Here is an 11,251-nt window from a genome sequence, read left to right on the forward strand (position 1 = left end):
GCCAAGCCCCCAAGGACGGGTTTACGGCGTCCCCGCACCCCGACACCGCCCCGCCCAACAAACAGAAAAGCCAGAGCCGGCTGTTGCTCCGGCTCTGGCTCTGGTTTTTGCTTCGGCGGTTGCCTCTGCGGGTGCCTGGCCGCAGGCCCGGCCGATCAACTCAAACCACTGGTTCGCGCAGGGCGGGGTTGTCCCAGCCCGGGCGCGGGGCGAAACGGTCGCCGTGGCGCTGCTGCAGCGCCTTCAACCGCTCGACGATCGCATCGGCACCGACCGCACGGATGTGCTGGATCGGACCGCCGCGGAACGGGGCGAAACCGGTGCCGAAGATCACGCCGGCATCCAGCAGGTCCGCATCGGCCACCACGCCTTCGTGCAGGCACGCCACTGCCTCGTTCAACAGCGGCAGGATCAGGCGGTCTTCCAGGTCGGCCGGGGCCTGGTAGTCGCTGGCCACGTCCGGTTTCTTCGGCTTGCCGTTTTCCCAGGTGTAGATGCCCTGGCCATCCTTCTTGCCACGCTTGTCCGGTTCCACCGTCTGCAGCGCGGCCGGAATCTGCAGGCCCAGGAACGGTGCCAGTTCGCGGCCGACGCCGGCGGCCACGTCCAGGCCGACGGTGTCGATCAGTTCGATCGGGCCCATCGGCATGCCGAACTTCACTGCGGCCTTGTCGATCACCGGGCCCGGGACGCCTTCGGCGTAGGCGGTGGCGGCTTCCAGCATGTACGGGAACAGCACGCGGTTGACCAGGAAGCCCGGACTGCCGGCCACCGGCACCGGGAACTTGCCCAGCGCCTTGCAGAACGCGGCCAGGCGGCGCTCGGTCTCCGGCGCCATGCCATCGTGGTGGATGATTTCCACCAGCGGCATCTGCGCTACCGGGTTGAAGTAGTGCAGGCCGGCGAACTGCGCCGGGCGCTGGATGTGATCGCGCAGTTCCACCAGTGGGATCGACGAGGTATTGGTGGTCAGCAGGGCGTCCTGCTTCATCTTCGGTTCCAGCGTCTGGTACAGCGCACGCTTGGCTTCCGGGTTCTCGATGATCGCCTCGATCACCAGATCCGCTTGGGCAACCCCATTGCCTTCCAGGTCGGCACGCAGGCGTGCGGCCACGGCTGGGCGCTTGCTTTCGTCGCGCACCTTCTTGGCGAACAGCGCCTGTGCGCGTTCCATGGCCGGGTCGATGAAGCGCTGCTCGCGGTCCTGCAGGGTCACCTCGAAGCCCTTGTAAGCGGCCCACGCGGCGATGTCGCCGCCCATCACGCCGGCGCCGACCACGTGCACGTGACGGATGCCGGAATCACCACTGCCCAGGCCCTTCAGTCGCTCGGTGAGGAAGAAGATACGGATCAGATTGCGCGCGGTCGGTGTACTGGCCAGCTTGACCACGGCGCGCCGCTCGGCGTCCAGGCGGGCCTGGATGGGCTTGCCGCCACTGCGTTGCCAGGTGCTGATCAGCGCGTACGGCGCCGGGTACTGGTCCTTCTTCGCCTTGCGTGCGACCTGCTTGACCATCTGCGGCGCCAGCAGCCTGCGTGCCAGCCAGGTGTTGGTGGCCCATGCCGTCGCGCGCTGCTTGAACGGGCGGGTGGTGCCGGACAGCGCCAGCGCGACGGCGGTGTCGAGCACCACCGCTGGCGCCACCACCTTGTCGACCAGGCCGATGCCACGCGCGGCCGAGGCCGACAGGGTGCGGCCGGTCAGCATCAAGTCCATTGCCGCCGGCGCGCCCACCAACTGCGGCAGGCGGGCGCTGCCGCCCCAGCCCGGGAAGATGCCAAGCTGGGTTTCCGGCAGGCCGATGCGGGTGCTGCTGTCATTGGACGCCACGCGGTAGCGGCAGGCCAGCGCCAGTTCGGTGCCGCCTCCCAGGCAGTGGCCGTGGATCGCCGCAACGGTGGGGCAGGGCAGCTCGGCCAGCTTCTGATAGGTGGCCTGGCCACGACGGATCGCGTCATTGACGGTGCCGCGACGGTCGAATTCCTGGAACTCCTTCAGGTCGGCACCGGCAATGAAGCCGGCCTTCTTCAGCGACTGGACCACCACGCCCTTGGGTGGGTCCAGCGCGATGCGCTCAAGCAGGTCGCCCAGCTCCAGCAGCACGTCCTGCGACATCGCGTTGACGCTGCTGTCCTGACGATCCAGGGAGAGAACCACCACGCCGTCGTCGCGGATCTCGGGGTGCCAGTGGCTGAAGCGGAGACCATCGAAGCCTGAAAGCATGGACGTTCCATCCGGTTGTGTATGGAGAAGCGGCTATGATCCAGAGGTTGTTTCCCTCGCGTCAAATCCCAATAGCAGGGGAGTGGCGCCCCCGGATCCATGGCCGTGGACCGGGACGCTAACGGAACGGTGGTTAAAAGCTGGTGCGGCGCCAGGTGATCGGCGACTGAACTTTTCCCGGGATTGGCAGTCTCATTGCCCGACGTCGGTTGGGCTGACAGGAGTGCGGCCCCTCATGGCCGAGGTTGATACACCACAGGAGCTGGATCTGGAACTGGTCCGGCGCGTGCAGCACGGCGAGAGTGCCGCCTTCGATGTCCTGGTGCGCAAGTACCAGCATCGGGTGGTGGCCCTCGTCGGTCGCTACATCGCCGACTGGAGCGAATGTCAGGACGTCGCCCAGGACACTTTCATCCGTGCCTACCGCGCGATCGGGAGTTTCCGTGGCGATGCCCAGTTCTCAACCTGGTTGCATCGAATCGCCGTGAATACCGCCAAAAACTACCTGGCTTCACACAATCGACGGCCGCCGACCGATGACATCGACATCGGCGATGCCGAACAGTTCGACAGTGGTACGCGCCTGCGTGACACCGACACGCCCGAACGCGAGTTGATGCGCCAGGAGCTGGAACAGACGGTGATGAAGGCCGTCAACGCGCTGCCGGAAGAACTCCGGTCAGCGATCACCCTGCGCGAGGTGGAAGGCCTGAGCTACGAGGATATCGCGCAGAAGATGGGGTGCCCGATCGGCACGGTGCGTTCACGGATCTTCCGGGCGCGCGAGGCGATCGACACCGAACTCCGGCCGCTGCTGGACATCGGCAGCGCCACCCGTGAGAAGAGCCGCGTATGACCAGTAACCCGTTCAACGAATCGCAGAACCATCAATCGCCCGCCGGGCAGCGCCTGGACCAGCGCCATCGCGAGCAGCTGTCGGCCCTGGTCGATGGCGAGCTGGGCGCCGATGAAGCGCGTTTCCTGCTGCGCCGGATGGAGCACGACCCCGAGCTGGCCGGTTGCCAGGAGCGCTGGCAGCTGCTGGGCGACGTGATGCGCGGGCAGGCGTCGGCACTGGCTCCGGCCGGGTTCAGTGCCGCCGTGGCTGCCGCCATCGCGGCCGAGCCAACGTCGCAGGCCGAGCCGCGTCGCCAGGTACGTCGCAGTGGCTGGCGGGCCTGGGGCGGCGGCGCGGCTCTGGCCGCATCGGTTGCTGCGGTCGCCCTGTTCATGGGGGGCGAGAAGCTGAAGGAGGCCACTCCCGGCGAGCCATTGGCCCCCCAGGTGATCGCCAGCCAGGCGGAACTGCCGCCGGCGCCGACCTCGCCGGCCCCGGTGACCGAAGCATCGGTGGATACCGCCGCGATGGCCGTGGCGGCGGCGCCGGCTGTGGCGATGGCTGCTACCAGCCGTCGCCAGGACGCCCGCCGCGCCAGTGCAACCCGCAGCCAGCAGGCCGCGCGTGCCGCCCAGCGCGATGACGCTCCGCAGCGCGCCATCGCCGCCGTGCAGGCACCGCTGGCTCCGACCGTACCGGCCAACGCCAACCGCAACCTGCCATTCGGCGAGGTCGGCGGGCTGCAGGCCCGGCCGTGGCCGCGCTCCAGCCTGGCGCCGACCGCAGGTGGCGCGCTCAATGCCAGTTTCCCGGCCCGCGCCGGCGGTGCCGCGTTCTACCCGTTCGAGCCGCGCCTGCAGGACGACCTGCCGGTGCCGCCGCGCCCGCGCGACTGAGCCGGGCGCCTTCACGCCCCGCCGTCGGCGGGGCCCGTATTCCTCTTTCCATCCGACCCGGAGGTTGCCGTCCGATGACTCCCCGACTTCGCACGCAGGCCATTGGCCTGCTGGCCCTGACCCTTCCCCTGGTGGCCTGCGCGCAGGCGCCGGCGCCGGCGCCTGCCGCCCCGGCCCAACCTGCGCCGGCCGCGGCGCCGCGGGCGCCTGCACAACCGCTGGTCAGCGGCCTGCCCGACTTCACCAACCTGGTCGAACAGGTCGGCCCGGGCGTGGTCAACGTCGACACCACCATCGTCCGCAACAACCGCCAGGCCTCGCGCGGCCCGATGGGCGACGATGACATGCCCGAGTTCTTCCGCCGCTTCTTCGGCCCTGATTTCCCGATGCCGGGGCAGGGGCCGGGTGGGCAGGATGGCGGTCCCAGCATCAAGGGGCGTGGCATGGGATCGGGCTTCATCATCTCGCCCGATGGCTATGTACTGACCAACTACCACGTGGTGGCCGACGCCAGCGAGGTGAAGGTCAAGCTGGGCGACAGCCGCGAGTTCACCGCCAAGGTGGTCGGCAGCGACCAGCAGTACGACGTGGCCCTGCTCAAGATCGATGGCAAGAACCTGCCCACCGTGCGCGTGGGTGATTCCAACACCCTGAAGCCGGGCCAATGGGTTGTCGCGATCGGCTCGCCGTTCGGCCTCGACCATTCCGTTACCGCCGGCGTGGTCAGCGCCGTCGGTCGCAGTACGGGGGGTCCTGACCAGCGCTACGTGCCGTTCATCCAGACCGACGTGGCGATCAACCAGGGCAATTCCGGCGGTCCGCTGCTGAACACCCGCGGCGAAGTGGTCGGCATCAACTCGCAGATCTTCTCGGCCTCCGGCGGCTACATGGGCATCAGCTTCGCGATCCCGATCGACCTGGCGATGAGCGCGGTCGAGCAGATCAAGAAGAGCGGCAAGGTCACCCGCGGCCAGCTCGGCGCGGTGGTCGAACCGATCGATTCGCTGAAGGCGCAGGGACTGGGCCTGCCGGACAGCCGCGGCGCGCTGGTCAACCAGATCGTGGCCGGCAGTGCGGCCGCCAAGGCCGGCGTGCAGGTGGGCGATGTCATCCGCTCGGTCAACGGCAGCGCGGTCAACAGCTGGTCCGACCTGCCGCCGCTGATCGGTGCGATGGCGCCGGGCAGCAAGGTGAACCTGGTGGTTTACCGCGACGGCAAGCCGCATGAGCTCAGTGCCACGCTGACCGCACTGAGCGAGGATGGGCAGGCCAATGCCCGCGGGCCGTCGGCTGGCGCTGGCGAGGCGGCTCCGCAGACCGGTGCCAACGCCCTGCTGGGGCTTGACGTCAGCGACCTGAACGCGGCCCAGCGCAAGCAGCTGGGGCTCAACGGCAATGAAGGCGTGCGCATCACCGGGGTCAAGGGCCAGGCAGCACGCGATGCCGGCCTGTCGCCGGGCATGGTGATCCTGCAGGTCGGCCGCACTGCGGTCGGCAGCGTGGATGCCCTGAACCGGGCGTTGTCCAGCTTCAAGAAGGACGACGTGGTGATGCTGCTGGTCCGCACGGCCAACGGCAACAGCGCCTTCGTGGCGGTGAAGGCCGGCCAGTAAGGCCCCTGCCAGGGCCGCTTCGGCGGCGCCGGCGCCGCCCCCGAAGCCCCGCCCCGGCGGGGCTTCGTCCGTTCTGGACCCGGTCCGATGAGGCAGTTTTCGCGGCCGGGCGCCGGGCGTGCGATAATCGACCGTTACCCTGACGACGCCGCGCGCCGCCGCCACCTATGTCTTCTGATTCGATGCGGAACATCCGCAACTTCTCCATCATCGCCCATGTCGACCACGGCAAGTCCACGCTGGCCGACCGCATCATCCAGCTCTGTGGTGGCCTGCAGGCCCGCGAGATGGAAGCGCAGGTGCTCGACTCCAATCCCATCGAGCGCGAGCGTGGCATCACGATCAAGGCGCAATCGGTGTCACTGCCGTACCTGGCCAAGGACGGGCAGACCTATCACCTGAACTTCATCGACACCCCCGGCCACGTCGACTTCTCCTATGAAGTCAGCCGCTCGCTGGCCGCCTGCGAAGGCGCGCTGCTGGTGGTCGATGCGGCGCAGGGCGTGGAAGCGCAGTCGGTGGCCAACTGCTATACCGCAGTGGAGCAGGGCCTGGAAGTGGTGCCGGTGATCAACAAGATCGACCTGCCCACCGCCGACATCGAGCGCGCCAAGGCCGAGATCGAGGCCGTGATCGGCATCGACGCCTCCGACGCCGTGCCGGTCAGTGCCAAGACCGGCCTCAACGTGCAGGACGTGCTGGAGGCGATCGTCCATCGCATCCCGCCGCCGGTGCCGCGCGACACCGACAAGCTGCAGGCGCTGATCATCGACTCGTGGTTCGACAACTACCTGGGCGTGGTCTCGCTGGTGCGCGTGATGCAGGGCGAGATCAAGGCCGGTGACAAGCTGCAGGTGATGTCGACCGGCCGCAACCACCAGGTCGACAACGTCGGCGTGTTCACTCCCAAGCGCAAGGTGCTGCCGGCGCTGCGTGCCGGTGAAGTGGGCTGGGTCACCGCCAGCATCAAGGACGTGCATGGTGCCCCGGTCGGCGACACCCTCACCCTGGCCGGCGATCCGGCGCCGAAGCCGCTGCCGGGCTTCCAGGAAATGCAGCCGCGCGTGTTCGCCGGCCTGTTCCCGGTCGATGCCGAAGACTACCCGGACCTGCGCGAAGCGCTGGACAAGCTGCGCCTGAACGATGCCGCGCTGCGTTTCGAGCCGGAAAGCTCCGAAGCGATGGGCTTCGGCTTCCGCTGCGGCTTCCTGGGCATGCTGCACATGGAGATCGTGCAGGAGCGCCTGGAACGCGAATACAACCTGGACCTGATCAGCACCGCGCCGACGGTGGTGTATGAGGTCCTGAAGACCGACGGCTCGGTCATCAACATGGACAACCCGGCCAAGCTGCCGCCGGTGAACCAGGTCGAGGAGATCCGCGAGCCGATCATCCGCGCCAACGTGCTCACTCCCGAGGAGTACATCGGCAACATCATCAAGCTGTGCGAAGAAAAGCGCGGAAGCCAGATCGGCATCAACTACCTGGGCAGCCAGGTGCAGATCAGCTACGAGCTGCCGATGGCCGAGGTGGTACTGGACTTCTTCGACAAGCTCAAGTCGGTCAGCCGTGGCTATGCCTCGCTGGATTACCACTTCGTGCGCTTCGACGCCGGCCCGTTCGTGCGCGTTGACGTGCTGATCAACGGTGACAAGGTCGACGCACTGTCGCTGATCGTGCACCGCAGCCACGCCGACCGCCGCGGCCGCGAGCTGTGCGAGAAGATGAAGGACCTGATCCCCCGCCAGATGTTCGACGTGGCCATCCAGGCTGCCGTCGGCTCGCAGATCATCGCCCGCACCACGGTCAAGGCGATGCGCAAGAACGTGCTGGCCAAGTGCTATGGTGGCGACGTCTCGCGCAAGAAGAAGCTTCTGGAAAAGCAGAAGGAAGGCAAGAAGCGCATGAAGCAGGTCGGCCGCGTGGAGATCCCGCAGGAAGCGTTCCTGGCCGTGCTGCAGATGGACAACAAGTAAGCCCGCACCGGCCTCGCGGGGCCGGTCGTCTGGTGACGTTGCAAAGGACCCTGAATGAAACTGTTTGAGATCCTCCTGGTCGTGCTGACCCTGGCCTCGGGCCTGATCCTGCTCGCCGACAAGCTGTACCTCGCCAAGCGCCGCGCCCAGCGCGCGGGCCTGCTCGACACCGAGCCGGTGCTGGTGGACTACTCGCGTGCATTCTTCCCGGTGCTGGCGATCGTGCTGATCGTGCGCAGTTTCATCGCCGAGCCGTACAAGATCCCGTCCAGCTCGATGATGCCGAACCTGCTGATCGGCGATTTCATCCTGGTCAACAAGTTTTCCTACGGCCTGCGCCTGCCGATCAGCAACACCAAGATCGTCCCCTTCGGCGAGCCGTCGCGCGGCGACGTGGTGGTGTTCCACTTCCCCGGCCACAGCGACAACGATCCGGCCAAGGGCGAGAACTTCATCAAGCGCGTGATCGGCGTGCCGGGTGACACCGTGGTCTTCGAAGGCGACGGCGTGATCCTCAATGGCGAACCGCTGAAGTACGACAACAAGGGCATCTATGCCGGGCACAAGGGCCAGGGCGAGGGCGCCAACCTGCTGGTCGAGCACCTGCCGGGCCGTACCCATACCGTGCTGGAGACCGACTATCCGCGTGGCCAGGGCCAGTGGACCGTACCGGCCGGCAAGTACCTGGTGATGGGCGACAATCGTGACAATAGCGACGATGGCCGCTTCTGGGGCCTGCTGCCGGAAGAAAACCTGCGCGGCAAGGCCTTCCTGATCTGGCTGAACTGCCAGGGCTGGTTCTGCAAGGATGGCTTCGAGCCGTCGCGGATCGGCTCGAGCATCAACTGAGTACCTTCACATCCAACGCGTATCTGGGGAGAACGCAATGAAGACGATGAACACGCAGCGTGGCATGACCCTGACCTCGTTCCTGGCGGTCCTGATCGTGGTGGGTTTCTTCCTTTACATCGGCATGAAGCTGTTCCCGATGTACCAGGAGTATTACGCGGTGCGCTCGGCGATGAAGAGCCTGGCCAAGGAGCCGGGCGTGGGCAGCATGGAGCCGGCCCGGATCCAGGATCTGTTCTTCAAGCGCCTGTACATCAATTACTCGGAAAACGTGAAGCCGGCCAACGTGAAGTTCGACCGTCGCGACAATGGCTGGACCCTCAAGGTCAACTACGAAGTGCGCCGTCCGCTGGTCGGCAACCTGGACGTGGTTGGCAAATTCGATTCATCCCAGGACCTGACCCGAAGCGGTGCCGAATAAACCTTTCCAACGTGGTGACCTGATCGGTCATCCCTTCCGCGACCCGGCGCTGCTGAAGCAGGCGCTGACGCATCGCAGTGCCGGTGCGCCACACAACGAGCGCCTGGAGTTCCTGGGCGACAGCATCGTCAACATGATGGCGGCCGAGGCGTTGTACCGACGCTGGCCCAAGGCCGACGAGGGCGCGATGACCCGTGCCCGCGCCGAGCTGGTGCGTGAGGGCGCGCTGGCGGTGATTGGACGTAGCCTGGAGCTGGGCGAGCGGCTGATCCTGGGCCCGGGCGAAATGAAGTCCGGTGGCCACCGTCGTGATTCGATCCTGGCCGACGCGGTGGAAGCCGTGGTGGCTGCGATCTACCTGGATGCCGGTTTCGAGGCCTGCCGGGCGGTGGTACTGCCCTGGTTCAGCGCTTCGATCGAGGCACTGCCGGCCTCCGGCCGGCCCGAGAAGGACCCCAAGACCCGCCTGCAGGAATGGCTGCAGGCCCGACAGAAGGCGTTGCCGCAGTATGAACTGGTGTCAGAATCCGGTGACGACCACGCCAAGCACTTCCGGGTACGCTGCAACGTAGCCGACCCGGCCGCCAGCACCGAGGGCGAAGGCGCCTCGCGGCGGCTTGCCGAACAACAGGCGGCTGCGGCCGTCCTAGAACAACTGGATTCCAAGTGAGCGAACAAACTCCCCATCATTGCGGCAGCGTGGCCGTCATCGGCCGCCCGAACGTGGGCAAGTCGACCCTGACCAATGCTCTGGTCGGCGCCAAGGTCAGCATCGTCTCCAACCGTCCGCAGACCACGCGCCATCGCCTGCTGGGCATCGCCACCTATCCGGAAGGCCAGCTGGTGCTGGTCGACACCCCCGGCCTGCACAAGGTGCAGAAGCGGGCGATGAACCGGGTGATGAACCGCGCCGCGCGTGGCTCGCTGGAAGGCGTCGATGCGGGCCTGCTGGTGATCGAAGCCGGTCGCTGGGATGAAGAGGACAGCCTGGCGTTCAACGTGCTGCGCGACGCCGGCATCCCGGTGGTGCTGGTGGTCAACAAGATCGATCGCCTGAAGGAAAAGGGCGCGTTGCTGCCGTTCCTGCAGCAGGTGACCGAGGGTCGCGACTTCGCCGCCGTGCATCCGATCTCCGCGCAGAAGCGCAATGGCCTGGAAGCGCTGGTGCGCGACGTGCTGAAGCTGCTGCCGGAAGCCCCGCCGATGTTCGGCGAGGATGAGATCACCGACCGCAGCCAGCGTTTCCTGGCCGGTGAACTGGTGCGTGAGCAGCTGATGCGCCAGCTCGGCGAGGAACTGCCCTACGCCACCACTGTCGAGATCGAGCGCTTCACCGAGGACGGCAACCTGCTGCGCATCGGTGCGGTGATCTGGGTCGAGCGTGAAGGCCAGAAGGCCATCGTGATCGGCAAGGGTGGCGCCCGCCTGAAGGAGATCGGCGCCAAGTCCCGCCTGCAGATGGAGCGTCTGTTCGGGGCCAAGGTGTTCCTGGAAACCTGGGTGCGCGTGCGTGAAGGCTGGTCCGACGACGAGGCCGCGCTGAAGGCCTTCGGTTACGAGTAAGGCGTTGTAGTCGCTTCGATGATGATCGAGGACGACACCGGCTTCGTGCTGCACGCACGGGCCTACCGCGAGACCAGCCTGCTGGTCGAAGTGCTGAGCGCACAGCATGGCCGTATCGGGCTGCTTGCGCGTGGCGTGTCCACTGCCAAGGGCCAGGTGCTGCGCGCCGCCCTGCAGCCGTTGCAGTGGATCCGCTTCAGTGCCCAGCAGCGGGGGGAACTGGCCCAGCTGCGTAGCGCCGAGGCGCTGGATGCCGCGCCACGCCTGGTCGGGCAGGCCATGCTGGCCGGTTTCTACCTGAGCGAACTGACCCTGCGCCTGGCCCCGCGCCAGGACCCGCTGCCGGAGCTGTACCTCGCCTACGGCGAGGCGCGTGCGCGGCTGGCGGTGGGCGCTGGCCTGGCCTGGACCCTGCGCCGTTTCGAACGTGAGCTGCTGTCTGCGCTGGGCCTGGGTTTCGAGCTGGACAGCGCCAGCGATGGCCAGCCGATCGATCCGGCGGCGCGCTACGAACTGGACCCGCAGGAGGGTGCGCAGCGCCTGCTGAGCGAGCGCGGCGGGGAGCGCCGGGCAGCCGCCACCGGGTCGGCGCTGTTGGCGCTGGCGGCTGACGAAGAGCCGGATGCCGCCGATCTGGCCAGCCTGCGCCTGCCGATGCGGCGGGTGCTGGCCCATCACCTGGGGCCGCGCGGCCTGAAGTCCTGGGAAATGCTCGAGCAGCTGGCGCCCCGCAGGTAGGGGGTGTTGAGCAGGGCTTGCAGCCCTGCACCTGCCGAGGCCAAAGCCGAATCAACGTCAACTTCAACGTCAACGGCAAAAGCTGGCTATCCGTGGGTAGGCGGGGTGGGTCCGGTTGCGGGAGACGCCGTAA

At 67.2% G+C, this 11,251-nt stretch carries 10 protein-coding genes; 9 read left to right on the plus strand and 1 reads right to left on the minus strand.

Annotated features, from left to right (window positions below; translation table 11 throughout):
- Nucleotides 1-160: 160 nt before the first annotated feature.
- Nucleotides 161-2,224: a 3-hydroxyacyl-CoA dehydrogenase NAD-binding domain-containing protein gene (locus HMPREF3114_RS19600; RefSeq protein WP_053499694.1), complete on the minus strand. Its 2,064-nt coding sequence runs from the start codon at nucleotides 2,222-2,224 to the stop codon at nucleotides 161-163.
- 235 nt (nucleotides 2,225-2,459) lie between these two features.
- Here HMPREF3114_RS19600 and rpoE point away from each other — a divergent pair, with 235 nt between their 5' ends.
- The 9 genes from rpoE to recO all read left to right on the plus strand — a co-directional run bounded on the left by rpoE (nucleotide 2,460) and on the right by recO (nucleotide 11,118).
- Nucleotides 2,460-3,080, plus strand: coding sequence for an RNA polymerase sigma factor RpoE (gene rpoE, locus HMPREF3114_RS19605; RefSeq protein WP_005418256.1), 621 nt, complete (start codon nucleotides 2,460-2,462; stop codon nucleotides 3,078-3,080).
- Nucleotides 3,077-3,958: a sigma-E factor negative regulatory protein gene (locus tag HMPREF3114_RS19610; RefSeq protein ID WP_053499696.1), complete on the plus strand. Its 882-nt coding sequence runs from the start codon at nucleotides 3,077-3,079 to the stop codon at nucleotides 3,956-3,958. Before rpoE ends, HMPREF3114_RS19610 begins: the two co-directional genes overlap by 4 nt.
- A gap of 74 nt (nucleotides 3,959-4,032) precedes the next feature.
- Entirely contained in the window at nucleotides 4,033-5,571 is a 1,539-nt protein-coding gene (locus HMPREF3114_RS19615; RefSeq protein ID WP_053499698.1) for a DegQ family serine endoprotease, read from the plus strand.
- A gap of 182 nt (nucleotides 5,572-5,753) precedes the next feature.
- Nucleotides 5,754-7,547 (plus strand): translation elongation factor 4, encoded by a 1,794-nt coding sequence (gene lepA / locus HMPREF3114_RS19620; protein WP_005418237.1) that lies wholly within the window; start codon nucleotides 5,754-5,756, stop codon nucleotides 7,545-7,547.
- 54 nt (nucleotides 7,548-7,601) lie between these two features.
- Nucleotides 7,602-8,396, plus strand: coding sequence for a signal peptidase I (lepB, locus tag HMPREF3114_RS19625; protein ID WP_005418234.1), 795 nt, complete (start codon nucleotides 7,602-7,604; stop codon nucleotides 8,394-8,396).
- A 37-nt stretch (nucleotides 8,397-8,433) separates the two neighbouring features.
- On the plus strand, nucleotides 8,434-8,817 hold the full coding sequence (locus HMPREF3114_RS19630) for a DUF4845 domain-containing protein (protein WP_014038086.1): 384 nt from the start codon (nucleotides 8,434-8,436) through the stop codon (nucleotides 8,815-8,817).
- Entirely contained in the window at nucleotides 8,807-9,487 is a 681-nt protein-coding gene (gene rnc / locus HMPREF3114_RS19635) for a ribonuclease III (protein ID WP_005418230.1), read from the plus strand. Before HMPREF3114_RS19630 ends, rnc begins: the two co-directional genes overlap by 11 nt.
- Entirely contained in the window at nucleotides 9,484-10,380 is an 897-nt protein-coding gene (era, locus tag HMPREF3114_RS19640) for a GTPase Era (RefSeq protein WP_005410599.1), read from the plus strand. Before rnc ends, era begins: the two co-directional genes overlap by 4 nt.
- Before the next feature lie 18 nt (nucleotides 10,381-10,398).
- The gene (gene recO / locus HMPREF3114_RS19645) at nucleotides 10,399-11,118 is read left to right on the plus strand and encodes a DNA repair protein RecO (RefSeq protein WP_053499700.1); all 720 of its coding nucleotides are present in this window, start codon (nucleotides 10,399-10,401) and stop codon (nucleotides 11,116-11,118) included.
- Nucleotides 11,119-11,251: the final 133 nt, after the last annotated feature.

The sequence above is a fragment of the Stenotrophomonas sp. HMSC10F07 genome (genome assembly GCF_001807895.1).
GTDB classification, from domain to species: Bacteria; Pseudomonadota; Gammaproteobacteria; order Xanthomonadales; family Xanthomonadaceae; genus Stenotrophomonas; species Stenotrophomonas sepilia.

Excerpts from the sequence above, each read along its gene's own strand:
- HMPREF3114_RS19610 (WP_053499696.1), top strand. The coding sequence starts at position 3,077 with ATGACCAGTAACCCGTTCAACGAATCGCAGAACCATCAATCGCCCGCC.
- recO (WP_053499700.1), top strand. The coding sequence starts at position 10,399 with ATGATGATCGAGGACGACACCGGCTTCGTGCTGCACGCACGGGCCTAC.
- rpoE (WP_005418256.1), top strand. The coding sequence starts at position 2,460 with ATGGCCGAGGTTGATACACCACAGGAGCTGGATCTGGAACTGGTCCGG.
- HMPREF3114_RS19615 (WP_053499698.1), top strand. The coding sequence starts at position 4,033 with ATGACTCCCCGACTTCGCACGCAGGCCATTGGCCTGCTGGCCCTGACC.
- HMPREF3114_RS19630 (WP_014038086.1), top strand. The coding sequence starts at position 8,434 with ATGAAGACGATGAACACGCAGCGTGGCATGACCCTGACCTCGTTCCTG.
- HMPREF3114_RS19600 (WP_053499694.1), bottom strand. The coding sequence starts at position 2,224 with ATGCTTTCAGGCTTCGATGGTCTCCGCTTCAGCCACTGGCACCCCGAG.
- lepA (WP_005418237.1), top strand. The coding sequence starts at position 5,754 with ATGCGGAACATCCGCAACTTCTCCATCATCGCCCATGTCGACCACGGC.
- lepB (WP_005418234.1), top strand. The coding sequence starts at position 7,602 with ATGAAACTGTTTGAGATCCTCCTGGTCGTGCTGACCCTGGCCTCGGGC.